Raw genomic sequence first — 18,133 nt, forward strand, 5'->3', positions numbered from 1 at the left:
AAGGAGCACCAGTGAGGTTGGACATCGACCTGCCGCCCGACGGCCCGGCCGCGATCGCGGGCCAGCCGATCGTCGAGATCCTGGCGGCCGGGTTCGGGCGGGTGCACGTCTCGCAGCGCAACGTGCGGACGGCGATCGGCCAGGGCATGCGGGTCACCGCCGACACGGAGACCCGGGACGGCGCCTGGCACGAGCGGCACATCGACCAGCACGACGAGGCAAGCGGCCTGAGCACCCGAGTCAGCTTCCGCTCAGCCGAGGCCGGCGAGGCCTGGCAGGTGCGAACCACGGTGACCAACGACGGCGCCGAGCCGATCCTGCTGCTCGCCGTCACGTCGCTCGCGCTCGGCCTGGCCCAGGACCCGCTCGGAGCACCAGGACCGGGATCGGTCGACGCGCTCGATCTGGTGTCGGGGCACAGCGAGTGGCTCGGGGAAGGCCGCTGGACCCGCCGGCCACTGCGGGACGGGCTCGTCCCCGACCTCAACCTGCGGTTGCACGGGCAGGACGGGCGGGGGCTGGTCGCGCAGGTCGGCACCGGCACCTGGTCGACCGGCTCCCGCTCGCCGGCCGGCGGGCTCGTCGACCGGCGGGGCGGCGGGGCGTGGCTGTGGCAGATCGAGCACAACGGGCCCTGGCGGTGGGAGGTCGGTGAGCGGCTCGGCGGCGCCTACCTGGCGCTGCTCGGGCCGACCGACCTCGACCACCAGTGGCAGCAGCTGCTCCGGCCGGGCGAGTCGTTCAGCACCGTGCCGGTGTCGATCGCCTGGTCGCCGGACGGCTTCGACGCTGCGGTGGCCGCGATGACCGGCCACCGCCGGGCCCTGCGGCGGCCGCACCCCGACCGGGAAACGCTGCCGGTGATCTTCAACGACTACATGAACACGCTGATGGGCGACCCCACCACGGCGAAGCTGCTGCCGCTCATCGACGCTGCCGCCGACGCCGGTGCCGAGGTGTTCTGTGTGGACGCCGGCTGGTACGACGACGATGACGCCTGGTGGGACAGCGTCGGCGAGTGGCAGCCGTCGCAGACCCGGTTCCCGCGCGGCCTGGAGGAGGTCATCGCCCGGATCCGGCAGCGCGGCCTGGTGGCGGGGCTGTGGCTGGAACCCGAGGTGATCGGGGTGCGCAGCCCGATGCAGGACAAGCTGCCGCCCGCCGCGTTCCTGCAGCGCGGCGGGGTCCGGCTGGTCGAGCACGGCCGCTATCACCTGGACCTGCGGCATCCGGCGGCGGTCGCGCACCTCGACGAGGTGGTCGACCGGCTCGTCGAGCAGCTCGGGGTCGGCTATCTCAAGCTCGACTACAACATCGATCCGGGCGCCGGCACCGACGTGGACGGCAGCGTGGGGGCCGGGCTGCTCGGGCACAACCGGGCGCACCTCGACTGGCTGGACCGGGTGCTCGACCGGCATCCCGGCCTGATCCTGGAGAACTGCGCGTCCGGCGGGATGCGCGCCGACTACGCGCTGCTCGCCCGGATGCAGGTGCAGTCGACCAGCGACCAGCAGGACTGGCGGCGCTACCCGCCGATCGCGGTGTCCGCGCCGCTGTCCATCCTGCCCGAACAGGCCGCCAGCTGGGCCTACCCGCAGCCCGAGATGACCGCCGAGGAGGCCGCGTTCACGCTGGTCACCGGTCTGCTGGGCCGGCTGTACCTGTCCGGCCGGCTGGACGGCATGAGCAGCCCGCAACGGCAGCGGGTACGCGACGCGGTAGCGATATACCGAAAAATCCGGCACGACCTCGCGCGCTCCACGCCGAGCTGGCCGCACGGCCTCCCCGGCTGGGACGACACCTGGCTGAGCCTCGCGCTGCGGGCCGACGACGCCGAGCGAAGCACCCCGCCCGACGCTGAGCGAAACACCTCGGCCGGCGTCACCTACCTGGCGTTGTGGCGGCGCGGCGGCGCCGCGACCACCACGCTGCGCCTCGACCACCTGCGCGGCCGGCCGATCGCGGTCGACGTGCTCTTCCCCCGCGACCTGCCGGCCTGGACCCACGAGTGGGATCCGGCCGGCGCCACTCTCACCGTCACCGGCGGCCAGCCCTACGCCGCCCGGCTCTTCCGGATCACCCCGACCGAAGGATCACGATGAAACGAATACTCGGTGCCGCCCTTGTCGCCCTTCTCTCCCTCACCGCGTGCAGCGACCCCGGCTCGGACAGCACGTCGACCGGCAGCACGGAATGGCCCGCGCCCGACGCCAAGCTGGACGGTGTGAAGCTGACCATCTGGGCCGCGCAGAACAGCAACACCGTGCCGGCCAAGGTGATCGACGGGTTCCAGAAGGCGACCGGCGCCACCGTCCAGGTCGTCACCATCCCCGACCCCTACGAGCAGGGCATCCAGACCAAGGTGGCGACCGGCGACCAGCCCGACATCGCGTTCTGGCAGCCGACCGCCTCGATGCTGACCGCGCTCAACGCCAAGGCCAACCTGCAGCCGCTGACCGGCGCGCCCTGGCTGGACAAGCTGGACCCGTCGCTGAAGGACATCACCGGGATTCTCGGCGGCACCCGCTACGCCGCGTTGATCACCAGCCCGGCCGTCGAGGGCGTCTACTACAACAAGGAGGTCTTCGCGGCCAACGGGATCACCGCCACCCCGAAGAACTTCGACGAGATGATCACGCTGGCCCGGTCCCTGAAGGCCAAGGGTGTGACGCCGTTCTACGAGATGGGCGCCGACCGGTGGGCCACCCAGTGGTGGGTGCAGGTGCAACTGGCCGACGCGGCCAAGAACGGCCTGTGGGACCGCATCAACTCGGGCAAGGAGAAGTTCACCGACCCGACCGTGCTCGACGCCATCACGAAATACCAGACCCTGATCAAGGACGGACTGTTCAACACCGACATCAAGACCGCGAAATTCGAGGATCAGGGTACGGCGTTGCTCGGCGGCAAGGCGGCCATGGTCGTACAGGTGAATTCGTTCTTCGGGCAGTTGCAGGCGAAGGCCGACACCGCGGCGCTGGATAAGAAGATCGGTTTCTTCCCGATCGCGCCGTCCGGCAACATCGGCACGTTCATCCCGGACCAGTCGAACGCGCTGGTCGCCTTCAAGACCGGGGACGCCAAGCGGGAGGCGGCGGCCCGGCAGCTGCTCGCCTACTGGATGGGCCCGGGTTACCAGGACTTCGTGACCGACCGGAACACCGTCTCGCTGGAGACCGCGGTCCCCAGCCCGGCCGGCGTGCCCGCGGCGCTGCAGGATGTGCACGCCGCGCTGCCCACCTCGGTCGGATCGATGCAGGCGCTCGCGGTGGCCAACCCGGACCTGTATATCAACCTGGCCGACATGATCGCCGGGACGATGACGCCGGAGCAGGTCGCCAAGGCCACCCAGGACCAGTTCGCCCAGCTCGCCAAGGCCGCCGGAGCGGGCGGCTTCTGACCCATGTCCGTCGATCTCGAAACGCCGGTCCCGGTGCGCGCCGCCCGCGCGCCCGGGCCGGCCCCGCGCGTCATCCGGCGGCGCACGCACCCGATGTGGTTCCTGTTTCCCGCGTACGCCGTCCTGGTCGTCTTCTTCGTGCTGCCGACGCTGTTCAACTTCGTGTACGCGTTCACCGACTGGTCCGGTTTCAAGAGCGCCATCAACCCGGTCGGCTTCGACAACTTCACCGCCCTGGTGTCGGACGGGACGCTGTTCCGGTCGTTACGCATCACGCTGCTCTACGCCGTACTCGTCGCGGTCTTTCAGAATGTCTTCGGCTTCGGTCTGGCCGTTCTGCTCGAACGGGACACCGTGGTGAATCGGATCGCCCGCACGTTCTTCCTCATTCCGGTGCTGATGTCGGCGCTCGCGGTCGGCTACGTCTTCCAGGCCCTGCTCAAACCGACCGGGTGGCTCGCCGACACCACCTGGACGCTGCTGGTCGTGTCGCTCATCCACGCCTGGAAGTGGATGGGGCTGTCCATGCTGATCTATCTGGCCGGGCTGAAGACCGTGCCGGAGGACGTGCTGGAGGCGGCCCGGATCGACGGCGCGTCCCGGTGGCGCACGTTCTGGACGATCCGGGCGCCGCTGCTCGCGCCGGCCGTCACGTTCACCGTGGCCACCGCGCTGCTCGGCTCGATGAACGGCTTCGACATCGTGCAGGCCACCACCGGCGGCGGCCCGGCCCGCACCACCGAGATCCTCAACATCTTCATCTACCGGACCTTCGGGCAGGGGCTGTTCGCCCAGGCCACCACCATGAGCCTGGTGCTGTTCCTGCTGGTGGCGCTGCTCGCCTTCCCGGTCATCTACCTGCTGCGCAGACGGGAGCGGATCCTATGAGCGACCTTCCGCTGTGGCGGCGGCTCCAGCCCTTCGTCGCGGTGCTGCTCGTCGCCGGGCTGATCGGCGCGCCGCTGTGGCTCGTCGTGGTCACCGCCGGGAAGTCGCAGGGCGAGGCGATCGACCCGGACTTCTCGCTGCCGTCGCACTGGCAGCTGCTCGGCAACCTGCGCCAGGTGTGGACCGACGCGGACGTGCCGGCCGCGTTCCTGGGCAGCATGCTGATCGTCGTGCCCACCGTCGTCCTCGTGCTGGTCCTCGGCTCGATGGCGGCCTGGGTGCTCGCCCGGCGCACCTCGCGGCCGATTGCCGTGCTCTACGCGGTCGGGATCAGCGGCATCATCCTGCCGCCCGCCGTGGTCACCGTCGTCCTCCTGCTGCGGCAGCTCGGCCTGGCCGGCACCGCCATCGGGATGATCTGCGTCTACCTCGGCATCTACCTGTCCACGGTGATCTTCTTCGTGACCGGTTTCGTCCGCACCATCCCCGAATCGCTCGAGGAGGCCGCCCAGATCGACGGCGCCGGGCCGGTGCTGGTCTTCCGCCGGATCGTGCTGCCCCTGCTACGGCCGGTGCTGGCCACCGCCACGATCCTGATCTGCCTGTACGTGTGGAACGACGTGTTCTACGCGTTCTTCGTGGTCGGCGGCCGGCTCGACACCCTCCCGCTGAACCTGTTCCGGGTGGCGAGCGCCGGCCTCTACCTGAACAACTGGAACCTGATCTTCGCGTACGTGATCCTGATGAGCCTCCCGCTGGTGGCCGTCTTCGCGGTCGCCCAGCGGAAGGTCATCTCCGGCATCACCGGTGGGGCCGTCAAATAACCGTCGTCACCCGCGCCAGGCCTTGATCCGGGCCGCGGCGCGGGTGCCCAGGGTGACCGTGTCGCCCTTCTCCGCCGAGCCGGACTCCCAGCCGGTGTTGCTCACGAACGCGATCGTGTCGCCCTGCCGCACCGCCGCCCAGAACAGGCTGTGCACCTGCCCCGCGACCGGTTCGCCGGCGTCGTCGGTGGCCGGCCGGGTGCGCTCGATCAGCACCGAGTCGTCCCCGCCGCCCGGCACCGGTCCGCGCAGGAAGTTCTTCAGCGTGACGCCCGAGTCGTCCTTCTGGGTGGCGCAGCCCTGAACCGCCTTGCGCAGCGACGCCATGAACTGCTCGGCGCCGTCGTTCCGGTAGACGATGACGTCCTCGTAGACCGCGGCCTTCGGCGTCGAGCCCTCCGGCGCGTCCTCGCTGGCGAACAGGAGCAGCTGGGTCGCCCGTACGCCGACCTGGTCCTTAGTTTCGTAGCTGGACTTACAGAAGGCCGGCAGTTTCTGATCGCCGGCACCGAGGCGGTTGGGTTTCTCCTTGGCCTTGCCGGGCGCGTCGACCACCTGCAGGAACGCGATGGCCGGAATGGAATCCGGGATGGCCGCGGCGGCCGGGCTCTCGCTCGGCGGCGCGGACGACGCCAGGGCCGGCGGCGCGGCGGCCGAGGCCGACCCGGCCGACGGTGCGGTGGGTTCGCTGCCGGAACATCCCCCGACGATCAGCGCCGCGACTCCGCCGACCAACCAACTCGCCGCGTGGCGACCATTCCCCATCGTCAACCTTCCGTAGTCGCTGAAGGCATCATGTCCGATGCTGTCGAGGCTCTTCACCCCGTTTCGCCGGTCGTGGCGTGTATCCGGGAGTCGGCCGTCAGCACGTCGACGGTCGCGGCGATCAGGGCGATCACCACGAAGGCGATGGTCACCCACAGGGACGTGCGGAAGGCGGCCGCCCAGTCGCCGTGGCCGGCCAGGCGGTTGAAGAAGACCGAGCCGACCGCGGCGATGCCGACCGCCGTGCCGATGCGCTGGCCGGTCTGCAGGACCGCGCCCGCGCTGCCGGCTCGCCGCACCGGGACCTCGGCGAGGGTGAGCGTCTGGTTCGGGCTGATCACCAGGCCGCTGCCGAGGCCCGCGATCAGCAGCGGGAACGCGGCCGCCCAGCCGCCGCCGTGGCCGGGGACCAGGTGCAGGGCCAGGACCGTCCCGGCCAGGCCGGCCACCACCAGGATCAGCCCGGTCACCACCAGCGGGTGGCCGTAACGGTTGACCTGGCGGCCACCGATCGCCGACGCGGCCGCCGAACCCAGCGCGAACGGGGTGATGGCCAGGCCGGCCTCCAGCGCCGAGTAGTGCAGGCCGCTCTGCAGCAGCAGCGTGTAGGTGAAGAAGATCGAGGTGAAGCCGCCGAAGTAGAACAGGCCGATCAGGGCGCCGAGGCCGTAGGACCGTTTCCGGAAAAGGGACAGATCGACGACGGGAGTGCCCCGGTGGCGCCGCTCCCACGCGACAAATCCGGCGCCGACCGCGGCGGCGGCCACCACCAGCAGCCATTTCGCCGGGCCGTGCCACTCCCGCTCCTGCACCAGCGGCAGGAGCAGCAGGATCACGGCGGCGCCGAGCAGCACCACCCCGACCGGGTCGAGGCTTTCCCGCTCTTTCTCCTCCGGCGCCCGGGCCGGAATCCAGCGCAGGCCCAGGATGATCGCCGCGATACCGATCGGCACGTTGATGTAGAAGATCCAGCGCCAGCCCTCGGCCGCCCCGAAGACCTGGATGAGCAGGCCGCCGAGCAGCGGGCCGACCGCGGTCGAGATGCCGATCGTGGCGCCCAGCAGGCCGAACGGGCGGCCCCGCTCCTTCGGCTCGAACAGCTGCTGGATCAGGCCGGACACCTGCGGGTTGACCACGCCGGCCGCGGCGCCCTGCACCAGCCGGGCGATCACCAGCCAGGTCGGCCCGGTGGCCAGCCCGGCCGCCGCGCTGGCCAGGGTGAACACGGCCAGCCCGGCGATGAAGACGTTGCGCCGGCCACGGGCGTCGCCGAACCGGCCGGCCGGCACCAGCAGCAGGCCGAAGGTGAGCGCGTAGCCGGACAGCACCCACTGCAGTTCGCTGGAGCTCAGGCCGAGATCGGCGCGGATCGACGGCAACGCGACGTTGACGATGCTCACGTCGAGGAGAGTCATGAACCCGGCCACCAGCGCGACCGTCATCGCGTGCCATCGGTTTGTCACGGCCGGGCTTTTCCCGGCGGGTGCGACTACAAACCCTGGATGTGGGCGGCGGCACGGGCATGCCGGCCCAGGATGTCCTCGGTGTTCGCGGCCACCAGCACGCCGTTCTCGACGACCGTCCGGCCGGCCACGACGGTGTGCCGGGCGGCGGACGGGCCACAGCGCAGCCACGCCTCGATCGGGTCGGTCAGGGCACCGGCGTACGCGATCCCCTCCACCGGCCAGCACACCAGATCACCGGCCGCGCCCACGGTCAGCTCGCCGAGCTCGCCCCGGCGCCCGAGGCAGGCGGCGCCGCCGCGGGTGGCCATGTCGAGAACCTCGCGGGCGGTCATCCCGGTCGGCCCCCGGCGCTGCCGGCCCAGCAGCAGCGCGGTGCGGGCCTCCAGCCACAGCGACGCCGAGTCGGTCGACGCCGACCCGTCACAGCCCAGCCCGACCGGCACGCCCGCCTGCCGGAACTCCCGCACCGGCGCGAACCCACCGCCCCCGATCAGCATGTTCGAGCTCGGGCAGTGCGCCACCCCGACACCGGCCGCGCCGAGCCGGGCGATCTCCTCGTCGTTCGGGTAGATGCAGTGCGCCACCCAGGAGCGATCGGTCAGCCAGCCCACCTCCTCGAACTGCTCGATCGGGCGGCGGCCGAACCGCTCCCGGCAATAGGTGTCCTCGTCCGGGTCCTCGGCCAGGTGGGTGTGCAGCCGCACGTCGAGGCGCTCGGCCAGCTCGGCGGCGTTCCGCATCAGGTCCGGGCTGACACTGAACGGTGAGCAGGGGGCGATCGCCACCCGCACCATGGCGCCCCAGGACGGGTCGTGGTGCTTCCTGATCAGCCGCTCGCAGTCGGCGAGGATCTCGTCCTCGTCCTGCACCACCTCGTCGGGCGGCAGGCCGCCGTCCTTGCGGGAGACGCTCATCGAGCCCCGCGTCGGGTGGAACCGCATGCCCAGTTCGCGGGCCGCGGCGATCTCGGCCGACCACAGGTCGCCGCCGCCCTTGGGCGCGACGTAGAGGTGGTCGGTGGTGGTCGTGCAGCCGCCCAGGGCCAGCTCGGCGAGCCCGACCCAGGCCGACAGATAGGAGGCCTCCTCGTCGAGCCGGCTCCACAGCGGGTAGAGCCCGGTGAGCCACTCGAACAGCGTGCCGTTGACGACCGGCCGGTAGGATCGGGTCAGGTTCTGATAGATGTGGTGATGCGTGTTGATCAAGCCCGGCGTGACCAGGCAGCCACCGGCGTCGAGAGTTCTGGCGGCCCGCGGTGGCGGGTCGGCCGGCCCACCGACGCCGCTGATCAGCCCGCCGGTGACGGCCACCCAGCCGCCGGCGATCTCCCGCCCGTCGCCGGCAGCGACCAGCAGAGCGTTGCGGACAAGCAGGTCAGCGCGTTGATCCATCCGACGACGCTAACGTAGGGATCCGAACACGGCACCGGCCACCGCGGCGCCGATCGCGGCTCCGACCAGCACCTGCGCCGTCGTGTGGTCGCGCAGGCGGACCCGGGACCACCCGACCGCCGCCGCCAGCCCGCCGGTCAGCAACAGCCACGGGCCGAAGACCATGGTCAGCACCACCGTGGTCGCCGCGGCCACGCCCGCGTGGATGCTCGACTTCCAGAAATGGTTGATACCGGTGGCGATCACCCCGCCGGCCAGGGACGCCACGATCAGGGCGGTCACCTCGCGCGGCGCGTGCAGGATCAGCAGCAGCACGACCCCGATCGTCACCGAGGCCAGGCCGAACAGCAACGGCCGGGTCCGCTGCTCGCGGACCCCGATGTGGTGGTCGCTCAGGCTGCCCCCGCACACGCCTTTCACAATCATCGCGTACGGGATGACCGCGCAGAAAGTGCTGGCCAGCAGCCCCCACAGCAGTCCCGCGGTGACCGACGCGGCCGCCTGCGCGCCGACCACGAGCGGCAGCAGGCCGGCCAGGACGGCGGGAGCGAAGACCTCGGTCAGCCCGCGTGCCAAGGTGTCCCCCGTGTTACGCATCGGTCACATCCTGCCTTCCGTGGGAGCGCTTCTCATGTTCAAATGAAGATCTTCGATCCGCGTTGGGCTGCGATGCGTATCACTGGTGAACCGTGGCAGACACGCCCGGCGAGTGGAGGTGCCGCGGTGTCCGGTAAGGCGGGCAACACCGATGATCGGGGCTGGTTCCAGGCGGTGGACGAGCCCACTCAAACCATGCCCACCGTCCCCCGCCCGGCGCCGCCGGTGGTGGTGGCGCGTGCGGTGATCGTCTATCAGGAGAAACCGCGCCGGCCGTGGCGGCTGTGGGCGTTCACGGCGGTGCTGGTCGCGCTCACCGTCGGCGTCGTGCTCGGGCAGACGGTGGCGTTCGAGCCCACCTACCGCTCGACGGCGAACGCGCAGACCCCCACCCCGGCCGACGTCATCCAGTCGCTGCCGGCGAGCGCCGCGGCCTGGCCGGACGATGCGCACCGGCTCACCGCGCCGCTCGGCACCATCAAGACCCGCACCCTCGAGGTGGCCGGCGCGTCCGCGGTGCTGCACGTGCGCAGCGCCGACCTGGGCGACAGGCTCTTCGACGTGGCGACGATCGACCGCAGCGCGGTGCCCCGCCTGGAGGACACGAAGGCGGCCGCGAGGGTCGAGCTGATCAAGACCGGCGAGGCCGGCACGATGGGTGCGGAGATCCAGCTCAACGCGAAGGTCGCCTGGACCCTCAAGCTGACCGGCGGCACCACCGAGCAGAACGTCGACATGCAGGCGGGCGGGGCCGCGGCGATCACGCTCACCGGCGGCACGGCGCACGCGGTCCTGCAACTGCCACCCCCGAAGGGCACGGTCCGTCTGGCGGTGGCGGGCCCGATCGGAGAATTGAGCGTACGGCGTAAGACCGGCACGCCGATCCGGGTGAAGCTGGCCGGCGGCGCGCAGGCGGCGACCGTGGACGGCAAGGTCCAGGGCGTCGTGAAGCCGGGGACGCTGAGCTCGACCGACTACAAGACGGCGAAGAACCGCTACGACGTCTCGGTCACCGGCAAGGTCTCCGCCGTGCTCACCGAGACGTTCTGAGGAGGATCCTCCCCCGTCAGGCCGTCGATCGCCTCGCGGAACAGGTCGGCGTGCCCGACGTGCCGGGCGTACTCGTCGTGCAGGTCGACCACGATGCGCCGCAGGTTGGGATGGTTGCCGTTGTCGTCGCTGGTGAACTTGGCGGGCTGGTCGAGCCCGCCGTCGGCGAGGGCCGCCGCCATGGCCGCCCGGGACCGCGCGACCGCGCCGGACCACAGGCCGTAAAGGACCTCCGGGGAGTCGTCGGCGGCCGTCCGCCACACCCAGGCCGGGTCGTCGTGGTCGGCGTCGGAGAGCGGCGGCCCGGGCGGGCGCCCGCTGAAGTCGATCGTGTACCGCTCCTCCACCAGCGCCAGGTGCTTGATGAGCCCGCCGAGCGTCATGGCCGACGGCGGGTGCGCGCGGCCCAGGGCCGCCGCGTCCAGCCCGCCGGTCTTCCAGGCGAACGTGGCCCGCGACCGGGCCAGCGCGAACAACAGCATCTCTTCCTCACCGGCGTTCAGCGACGGCTCGGGGACAGCGGTGTCTGTCATGGCGATCAGGTTAGGTCCATTCTCGGCCGGGTACCGCCCCGGCATGGAACTCGGACCGGGCGAGGCGGCGGCGGGACCGTGGACGGTCGTACCCGTGGAGGTGTTCGCCCGGTCCCTCGCCGCCGCGGCCGGCACTCCGGCCGGCCGGCCGCGGATCATCGCCGTGGACGGCCGGGGCGGCAGCGGCAAGACGGTGCTGGCCGAGCGGCTCGGCCACCGGCTGGAACCGGCCGCCGTGGTGCACTCCGACGACGTGGCCTGGGGCCACGCCCGCTTCGGCTGGGACGACCTGATGATCACCGGCGTACTGGAACCGCTGCGGTCCGGCGCCGCGGTGCGCTACCGGCCTCCGGGCTGGCCCCCGGACCGACCCGGTCACCTGGAGTTGGCCGCCGGCCTGTCGACGGTGCTCATCGAGGGCGTCGGGGTGTCCCGCCGATCGCTGCGGCCGCTGGTCGACGCGGCGGTCTGGGTGCAGTCCGACTACGTCGAGGCCAAACAGCGCGGGGTACGCCGCGACATGGCCGAGCTGGGCCGCACCCCGGCGGAGGCGGACCGCCTCTGGGACGAGTGGGAGGCCGAGGAGGTCCCCTTCCTCGCCGACGACCGCCCCTGGCAGCGCGCCCACTTCATCGTCGGCACCGCCTCGTCACTACCGCACGACCCCAACACCGAGGTAGTCGTCGCCGAGCCGGCGTAGCAGGGCGGTCAGCGCGCCAGCCAGCCGCCGTCCACCGGGAGGACGGTGCCGTGGATGTAGGCGGCGGCGTCGGAGGCCAGGAAGACGACCGCGCCGGCCAGGTCGGCCGGGGTACCCCAGCGGGCGGCCGGGATGCGGTCGAGGATGGCGGTCGCGCGGGCCTGGTCGTCGCGGAGCGCGGACGTGTTGTCGGTGGCCATGTAGCCGGGGGCTACCGCGTTGACGTTCACGCCGTGCGCGGCCCACTCGTTGGCCAGGGCCTTGGTGAGGCCGACGACCGCGTGTTTGGCCGCCGCGTACGCCGGGACGCGGATGCCGCCCTGGAACGACAGCATCGACGCGATGTTGATGATTTTGCCGCCGCCCGGCCGGTCGAGCATGACCCGGCCGGCCGCCTGGGACAGGTGCCAGACCGCGTTCAGGTCGACGGTGAGCACGTCGTCCCAGTCGGCCGTGGTGACCGCGGTGGCGTCGTCGCGGCGGATGATGCCGGCGTTGTTGACCAGGATGTCGAGCCGGCCCAGTTCGTCGAGCACGGTCCGCACGGCGGCGGACAGGTCGGACGGTGTGGCCGTGGCCAGGTCGCACGGCACGTGCAGAGCGGCCCCGGCGGCGCCGCTGCGGCCGAGCACGGCCACCTCGGCGCCGGCCTCGGCCAGGGCGGTCACGCACCCCAGGCCGAGGCCACGGTTGCCGCCGGTGACCAGGGCGACCCGCCCGTCCAGCCGGAAGCTGTCCAGGATCATCGTCAGTGCCCCAGGTCGCGCAGCATCGGCACGGTCCGGCCGACCCAGGACAGGTTCACGTCCTCGAGGGCGCCCTGGGTGCGTTGCGTGCCGGCCAGGAACCACAGGTAGTAGGTGGTGTAGCCGGGCGCGCTGACCACCGTGTGGTAACCGGACGGCATCATCTGCACGGCGTGGTCGCGGGCGGTGTAGTTCTCCTCGTACCCGTCGTCGGTGTAGACCCGGGAGATCCCGAAGCCGTCGCCGGGCGAGACGCGGAAGTAGTACATCTCCTCGTGGGCGGCCTCGCCGGGCAGCGCGTCGAACTTGTGCCGGTGCGGCGGGAACGTGCTCCAGTTGCCGGACGGGGTGTAGGTCTCCCCCACGATCAGCCGCCGGGCCGGCAGATCCGGCTGGGCGATCTCGGTGAGGATCTGGTGGAAGGTGCGCCCGAAGTTCGCCGCGCCCCAGCGACCGGCGGCGACCTGGCCGGGCGCGATGACGTAGGGCGGCACGTCCAGGTCGCTGGGCGCGCTCGGCAACGCGATCTCCACGTTTCCGACGGCCGTCACGGCGTACGCCGTACGGGCCGGAATGTAGACCGAATGCGGCTTTCCGCCGAAGACGTTCGGGCGACCACCGACGGCCTCGAATTTCTCGCCGCCGACCGTGAACGAGGCGACCCCGCCGAGGATGACCGCGAGGATCTCCCGGTCGCCGGACTCGCCGGACCAGGACTGCCCGGCGGACAGCCGCAGCAACCGGAAGTCGAGCAGGTCGCACGGGTTGACCGGCAGCTCGTTGAGGCCGGGCTCGGACGGGATCGTGCAGTGGTACCGGTAGTCCATGGGTCTCCTCACCAGTGGTCGGACCAGTCGGGACGGGTGACGCGGGTGAGGGCCTCCAGGTAGAAGTAGTCGCCCCAGAGATTTCCCTCGTCCACACCCACCCCCTTGGGTTTGTCGTAGACGCCGTGCAGGATCAGCGCGTTGGATTCCGGCCGCGCCGCCGTCGAGTAGTGGTCGATGAGCGAGCCGAGGATCCGCCCGGCCGCCGCCCGGTACCGCTCCCCACCCAGGGTGAGCAGCCCGCACACCGCGATCGCGGCCGCCGAGCTGTCCCGTTCCTCGCCGCTGCCGTCGCCGAACACCAGATCCCAGTAGGGCACGTCGTCGGCCGGCAACCGGCTGAGGAACCGTTCCGCGCAGGTGCGGGCCGCGTCCCGGAGTGTCGGGTCGCCGGTGTGCCGATGGTTGAGCGCGAAACCGTAGATGCCCCACGCCTGCCCGCGCGCCCAGCAGGACTCGTCGGAGTTGCCCTGCTCGGTCTCCCCGCGCAGCGGCTCGCCGGTCACCGGGTCCCAGTAGAAGGTGTGGAAGGTGGTGCCGTCCGGCCGCAGGATGTGGTCCCGCAGCTGGACGGTGTGCCGCCGGGCCACCTCCGCGTACCGCGGGTCGCCGGTGATCTCCGAGGCCCAGAACAGCAGCGGCGTGTTCATCAGGCTGTCGATGATGGTCCGGCCCTGCTGCCGCGGGTCGGTCATGTCACCCCAGGCCTGGATGATCCCGGCCGGTTCGAGCACCCGGGTCAGCAGGTGGTCGGCCGCGGCGACCGCGGCGTCCCGGGCCACCGTGTCGCCCGCCAGCTCCCACGGCACCACGCAGGAAAGTGTGTACAGGAAGCCGAGGTCGTGGGTGTCCACGTCGGACCGGGTGGTGATCCGCTCGGCGAAGCTCGGCACGTGGGCGGCGGCGGCCCGCGCATAGGAGGGGTCGCCGGTCAGCTCGTGCGCGAGCCAGACCATCCCCGGCCAGAAGCTGGTGGTCCAGCCGACGTTCCCGGCCCGTTCGGCGTACTTCCCGCCGGCGGTGGTGTCGCCGGGATAGCCGGCGCCGAAGGACGCGATGTTCTCGTCGATCGTGCGCAGCGCGGCGGCAACCGCAGCCGCAACGGCCTCGGCGCGGACGTCAATGGCCGTCATACGGCTCCTCTCGATACCGACGAACGTTCGGGCAGCACGGCGTTCAGCGAGAACCGGCTGCCGGACCACACCAGATAGAGCAGCGGCGCGGCGGCCAGCCCCAGCGCGATCGCCGGCCGGGTCGAGAGCAGCACCTCGAACAGGCCGAGCACGACCAGCGAGAACAGCGTCAGATACCAGTGCCGGACGGCGAGGAAGAGGCTGACCCGGCTCGCGTCGCGCACCCGCACGCCCGGCCGCTCGGACAGCACCACCAGGGCCAGCATCGTCGTCGCCAGCACCAGGATCATCGCGACGACCAGCACCGGGATGACCAGCGCGCCCACCGGCCGGCCCCACGCGAAGCGGACGTCGACGCCGAGCACGACCAGGGTCGCGGTGGCGGCCGCGACGAGCGCCGGCGACCGGCGCGCCGAGGCGCGCCACACCCGCGTGAAGGTCCGGGCCGCGGCGATGTCGCGATCCGCCGAGTACGCGGCCAGCACCGCGAACGCCCCGCACACGCCGGGACCGGCCAGCGGGGCGAGCAGCGCCAGCAGCGGCCAGGAGCGGGCCGGGTCGGTGGTCATCAGGACCACCACCAGCGGCGAACAGGAGAGAGCGAGCAGCAGGTTCGTCATCAGTCCCAGATAGGCGATGTCGAAGAAACGCTGGATCACGGCCTCACCCCTTCAGTCCGGTGCTGGCGATGCCCTCGACGAAGTAGCGCTGGCCGAGCAGGAAGATGACCGCGATCGGCAGCACCGACAGCACCGAGCCCGTCATGATCAGCGCGTACTCGGCGTTGTAGGTGTTCACGAACGTCTTGAGACCGATCTGGATCGTCCACAGGTCCCGGCTGCGCAGGTAGATCAGCGGTCCCATGTAGTCGTTCCACGTCGTGACCAGGGTGAGCAGGGAGAGGCTGGCCAGTGCCGGCACCGAGAGCGGCAGCATGATCCGGCGGTAGATGCCGTACTCGCTCATGCCGTCGATGCGGGCCGCGTCCAGCAGCTCGTCGGGGATCGTCTCGTAGTACTGCTTCATCAGGAAGACGCCGAACGCGCCGAACGCCTGCAGCGCGATGATCGACCACAGGGTGTCCGACAGGTGCAGCTTCGAGAACAGGATGAACTGCGGGATCATGTAGGACTGCCAGGGCACGGCCAGGGTGCCGATGTAGGCCAGGAACAGCACGTTGCGGCCGGGGAAGCGGACCTTGGCGAAGCCGTACGCGGCGAAGCTGCCGGTCAGCACCTGCAGGAAGGTGACCGCGACGGACAGGATCAGCGTGTTGCGCAGCCACGTGGTCAGGTCGGACTTCTGCCAGATGTCGAGGTAGTTGCGCCAGACGACCGGGTCGGGCAGCCACTGCACGGGAATCGTGTAGACGTCGTTGTTGGCTTTCAGCGACGACATCACCATCCAGTAGAACGGCAGCAGGATCGCGGCGGCCGCGACGATCAGGGCCGCGTACCCCAGGAAGCGGTAGCGGCTCTTGCGCCGGGCCCGCGGTGGGTCGAGCGACACCCGACTGTCCAGGGGCGGCGCTTCCAGGAGGGTCATGAGTCGCTCCCCCGCCGGTTGATCACGAACTGGACGATCGTGATGACGAAGCAGATGAGGAACAGGGCGATCGAGATCGCCGACGCGTAACCGAACTGGTTCTCGACGAAGCCCTTCTGATAGATGTACTGCGACAGCACCAGGGTGGACTGGCCCGGCCCGCCGTTGGTCATCACCAGGATCAGGTCGAACACCCGGAAACTGCCGATGGTGAGCATCACGACCACGAAGAACGTGGTGGGCCGCAGGCCGGGCAGCGTCACCGCCCGGAACCGCTGCCACGCGTTGGCGCCGTCCACCTTCGCCGCCTCGTACAGCTGGGCCGGAATGGTCTGTAATCCGGCCAGGAACAGCAGCATGTAGTAACCCATCTCGCGCCAGGTCCCCACCACGATCACGGCCGGCATCGACCAGTCCGCCGACGTGGTCCAGCCCGGCGGATTCGCCACGCCGACGCCGCGCAGGAACGCGTTGATCGGGCCGTATCCGGGGCTGAACAGCATGTTCCACACCTGGGCCAGCGCCACGATCGAGGTGATGTAGGGGAAGAACGCGACCGTGCGGAAGAACGCGACCCCGCGCAGCCGCCGGTTGAGCAGCAGCGCGAGGGCGAGCGCGGCGACCAGGGTGAGCGGGATGTGGAAGACCGTGTAGTAGAGCGTGTTGACCAGGGCGGTCCGGAAGCTGGCGTCGTGCAGCATCTGCCGGACGTTCGCCAGGCCCGTCCACTCGGCGCCGCCGAACACGTTCCAGGTGGTGAACGCGTAGTAGAAGAGCAGGCCGACCGGCACGAGGGTGAGCACGGCGAAGCCCACGAAGTTGGGCAGCAGGAACGACCAGCCGACCGCGGTGTTGCGCAACACCTGCCGGCCTCGCCTGCGGCGGGCCAGAGGCAGAGACGTCATCTTCAGCTCCCGGGTGGTTTCGGTTCCCGCGGGCGTACGTCGTACGGCACGCCCGCGGAAACCGGTGTCGCTACTTGTTCAGGACCTCGTTCTTGGCCCGGTTCTGTGCCTCGGTGATCGCCGTGTTCACGTCCTTGCTGCCGGACATGACGGCGGTGTGCAGATCGGACAGGATGTTCTGCAGCGCGGCCGTGTACTTGGAGACCGGGTTCTCCGGTTTCGTGTCGTGCGCGGTGAACGCGAACTTCGACAGGTCGTCCTGCGGAACGCCCTGAAGCTGGAAGAACGTGTCCTTGACGGCATCCGTGTCGGCCGGGGTGATGCCGATCCCGGCGAGGGCCTTGGCGCCGTCCGGCCCCGCGGCGTACTGAAGGAACGCCTTGGCCGTGGCCTCCTTGCCCTTGCCGATCTTGGGGTTGATCCCGAGCCCGGTCGGGTCACCGAAGGTGATCGGCGTGGCGCTCGTGCCGGTCGTGCTCTTGTCCAGCTGCGGCGCCGGGGCGAACCCCCAGTCGAACTTGTCCGCGTCGCCCGAGGCCTGCTGCTTGAGCAGGGTGGCGACATACCAGGAACCCATCACCATCATCGCGGCCTGTTGCTTGCCGAACTGGGCCTGGTAAGTGAGGTTGTTGGTGGTGGCGTCGCCGAACTTCACCTGGGCGCCGCTGTTCTGCAGGTCGAGCGCCCGGTCGTAGTACGGCTTGAGATAGGCGAAGTTGCCGCTCTCGATGCTGGCCCCGCTGGTCTGCGCGAGCGCGAAACCCTGCACGGTCGACTGCCAGATGTGCTCGTAGTCGCCCTTCGGCCCGCCGAGCTTCGCGGTCAGCGCCTTCGACGCGGTCGCGTAGTCGTCCCAGGTCCACGTGCCGTCCGGCGGTTTGACGCCGGCCTTGGCGAACAGCGCCTTGTTGTAATAGAGAACCCAGGAATCCTGCCGGTACGGGATCGCCCAGGTCTTGCCGTCGGCCTGGTAGTTCGCGATGCCGCCGACCTTGTCACCGAGCGCAGCGGCCACGTCGGACACGTCGACCAGCTGCTTGCCGTTCTGATAGGTGTAGAAATTCTTGAGCGTCTTCTGGGCGTAGATGTCGGGTGCCTTGCCGGCGGCGAGGTCGGCGACCATCTGGGTGTCATAGTTGGCCGCGTCGTACTCCTTGAGTTCCACGGTGACGTCCGGGTGCGTCGCGTGGAAGCCGTCGGCCAGGGTCTTGAACTCGGGGGTGGTGGCAAAGCTCCACCCGGCGAGGGTGAGCGTCTGCGGCCCACCGGCCGATCCCTCGTCGTCATCGCCGCTGCTGCAGCCGGCCAGGACCAACGAGATCGCCGCGGTGGCGCCGAGGACGGCCGCGATCGAGCGTTTCAT

General features: G+C 70.6%; 18 protein-coding genes. 6 read left to right on the forward strand and 12 right to left on the reverse strand.

Annotated elements, in window-relative coordinates; all coding sequences use genetic code 11:
- Window positions 1-11: 11 nt before the first annotated feature.
- The 4 genes from Ato02nite_RS29060 to Ato02nite_RS29075 are packed head-to-tail and all read left to right on the forward strand — an operon-like array spanning window position 12 to window position 5,112.
- Window positions 12-2,102: a glycoside hydrolase family 36 protein gene (locus Ato02nite_RS29060; protein ID WP_246607513.1), complete on the forward strand. Its 2,091-nt coding sequence runs from the start codon at window positions 12-14 to the stop codon at window positions 2,100-2,102.
- Complete coding sequence (locus Ato02nite_RS29065; RefSeq protein WP_213009834.1) at window positions 2,099-3,400, forward strand: ABC transporter substrate-binding protein; 1,302 nt, start codon at window positions 2,099-2,101, stop codon at window positions 3,398-3,400. The genes Ato02nite_RS29060 and Ato02nite_RS29065 overlap by 4 nt, the downstream gene beginning before the upstream one ends.
- Window positions 3,401-3,403: 3 nt before the next feature.
- Window positions 3,404-4,288 (forward strand): carbohydrate ABC transporter permease, encoded by an 885-nt coding sequence (locus Ato02nite_RS29070; protein WP_213009835.1) that lies wholly within the window; start codon window positions 3,404-3,406, stop codon window positions 4,286-4,288.
- Complete coding sequence (locus Ato02nite_RS29075) at window positions 4,285-5,112, forward strand: carbohydrate ABC transporter permease (protein WP_213009836.1); 828 nt, start codon at window positions 4,285-4,287, stop codon at window positions 5,110-5,112. The genes Ato02nite_RS29070 and Ato02nite_RS29075 overlap by 4 nt, the downstream gene beginning before the upstream one ends.
- A 6-nt stretch (window positions 5,113-5,118) precedes the next feature.
- Here Ato02nite_RS29075 and Ato02nite_RS29080 read toward each other — a convergent pair whose 3' ends face one another.
- From Ato02nite_RS29080 to Ato02nite_RS29095, 4 genes are read right to left on the reverse strand one after another with little or no spacing between them, the layout of a single operon-like run.
- Window positions 5,119-5,877 (reverse strand): hypothetical protein, encoded by a 759-nt coding sequence (locus tag Ato02nite_RS29080; RefSeq protein WP_213009837.1) that lies wholly within the window; start codon window positions 5,875-5,877, stop codon window positions 5,119-5,121.
- A gap of 53 nt (window positions 5,878-5,930) precedes the next feature.
- Entirely contained in the window at window positions 5,931-7,340 is a 1,410-nt protein-coding gene (locus tag Ato02nite_RS29085; RefSeq protein ID WP_213009838.1) for an MFS transporter, read from the reverse strand.
- A gap of 26 nt (window positions 7,341-7,366) precedes the next feature.
- Window positions 7,367-8,734 carry an 8-oxoguanine deaminase gene (locus Ato02nite_RS29090; protein WP_213009839.1) on the reverse strand — a complete coding sequence of 456 codons (1,368 nt, stop codon included), beginning with the start codon at window positions 8,732-8,734 and terminating at the stop codon, window positions 7,367-7,369.
- Between the two features lie 9 nt (window positions 8,735-8,743).
- A complete protein-coding gene (locus Ato02nite_RS29095; protein ID WP_213009840.1) occupies window positions 8,744-9,331 on the reverse strand; it encodes a phosphatase PAP2 family protein in 588 nt (195 codons plus the stop codon).
- 126 nt (window positions 9,332-9,457) lie between these two features.
- Here Ato02nite_RS29095 and Ato02nite_RS29100 point away from each other — a divergent pair, with 126 nt between their 5' ends.
- Window positions 9,458-10,381 (forward strand): hypothetical protein, encoded by a 924-nt coding sequence (locus Ato02nite_RS29100; RefSeq protein WP_213009841.1) that lies wholly within the window; start codon window positions 9,458-9,460, stop codon window positions 10,379-10,381.
- Here Ato02nite_RS29100 and Ato02nite_RS29105 read toward each other — a convergent pair.
- Window positions 10,327-10,914 carry a mycothiol transferase gene (locus tag Ato02nite_RS29105; protein WP_213009842.1) on the reverse strand — a complete coding sequence of 196 codons (588 nt, stop codon included), beginning with the start codon at window positions 10,912-10,914 and terminating at the stop codon, window positions 10,327-10,329. The two genes, Ato02nite_RS29100 and Ato02nite_RS29105, sit on opposite strands and share 55 nt — an antisense overlap.
- A 43-nt stretch (window positions 10,915-10,957) precedes the next feature.
- On the opposite strand from Ato02nite_RS29105, the gene Ato02nite_RS29110 reads away from it, so the two are divergent.
- Window positions 10,958-11,614: a uridine kinase family protein gene (locus Ato02nite_RS29110; protein WP_246607514.1), complete on the forward strand. Its 657-nt coding sequence runs from the start codon at window positions 10,958-10,960 to the stop codon at window positions 11,612-11,614.
- Window positions 11,615-11,622: 8 nt separating this feature from the next.
- Here the strand turns inward: Ato02nite_RS29110 and Ato02nite_RS29115 are convergent, their stop codons facing one another.
- The 7 genes from Ato02nite_RS29115 to Ato02nite_RS29145 form a co-directional block, all read right to left on the reverse strand.
- Complete coding sequence (locus Ato02nite_RS29115; protein ID WP_213009843.1) at window positions 11,623-12,360, reverse strand: SDR family oxidoreductase; 738 nt, start codon at window positions 12,358-12,360, stop codon at window positions 11,623-11,625.
- 2 nt (window positions 12,361-12,362) lie between these two features.
- Window positions 12,363-13,187, reverse strand: a complete 825-nt coding sequence (gene iolB, locus Ato02nite_RS29120) for a 5-deoxy-glucuronate isomerase (RefSeq protein WP_213009844.1) — start codon at window positions 13,185-13,187, stop codon at window positions 12,363-12,365.
- Between the two features lie 8 nt (window positions 13,188-13,195).
- Entirely contained in the window at window positions 13,196-14,320 is a 1,125-nt protein-coding gene (locus Ato02nite_RS29125; protein ID WP_213009845.1) for a glycoside hydrolase family 88 protein, read from the reverse strand.
- Entirely contained in the window at window positions 14,317-14,979 is a 663-nt protein-coding gene (locus Ato02nite_RS29130) for a hypothetical protein (protein ID WP_213009846.1), read from the reverse strand. The genes Ato02nite_RS29125 and Ato02nite_RS29130 overlap by 4 nt, the downstream gene beginning before the upstream one ends.
- A 4-nt stretch (window positions 14,980-14,983) precedes the next feature.
- Window positions 14,984-15,865, reverse strand: a complete 882-nt coding sequence (locus Ato02nite_RS29135; RefSeq protein WP_213009847.1) for a carbohydrate ABC transporter permease — start codon at window positions 15,863-15,865, stop codon at window positions 14,984-14,986.
- Window positions 15,862-16,770, reverse strand: coding sequence for a carbohydrate ABC transporter permease (locus tag Ato02nite_RS29140; protein WP_213009848.1), 909 nt, complete (start codon window positions 16,768-16,770; stop codon window positions 15,862-15,864). The genes Ato02nite_RS29135 and Ato02nite_RS29140 overlap by 4 nt, the downstream gene beginning before the upstream one ends.
- Window positions 16,771-16,840: 70 nt before the next feature.
- Window positions 16,841-18,133 (reverse strand): ABC transporter substrate-binding protein, encoded by a 1,293-nt coding sequence (locus tag Ato02nite_RS29145; protein ID WP_213009849.1) that lies wholly within the window; start codon window positions 18,131-18,133, stop codon window positions 16,841-16,843.

Origin of the sequence: Paractinoplanes toevensis (assembly GCF_018332695.1) — a bacterium.
Lineage (GTDB): Bacteria > Actinomycetota > Actinomycetes > Mycobacteriales > Micromonosporaceae > Actinoplanes > Actinoplanes toevensis.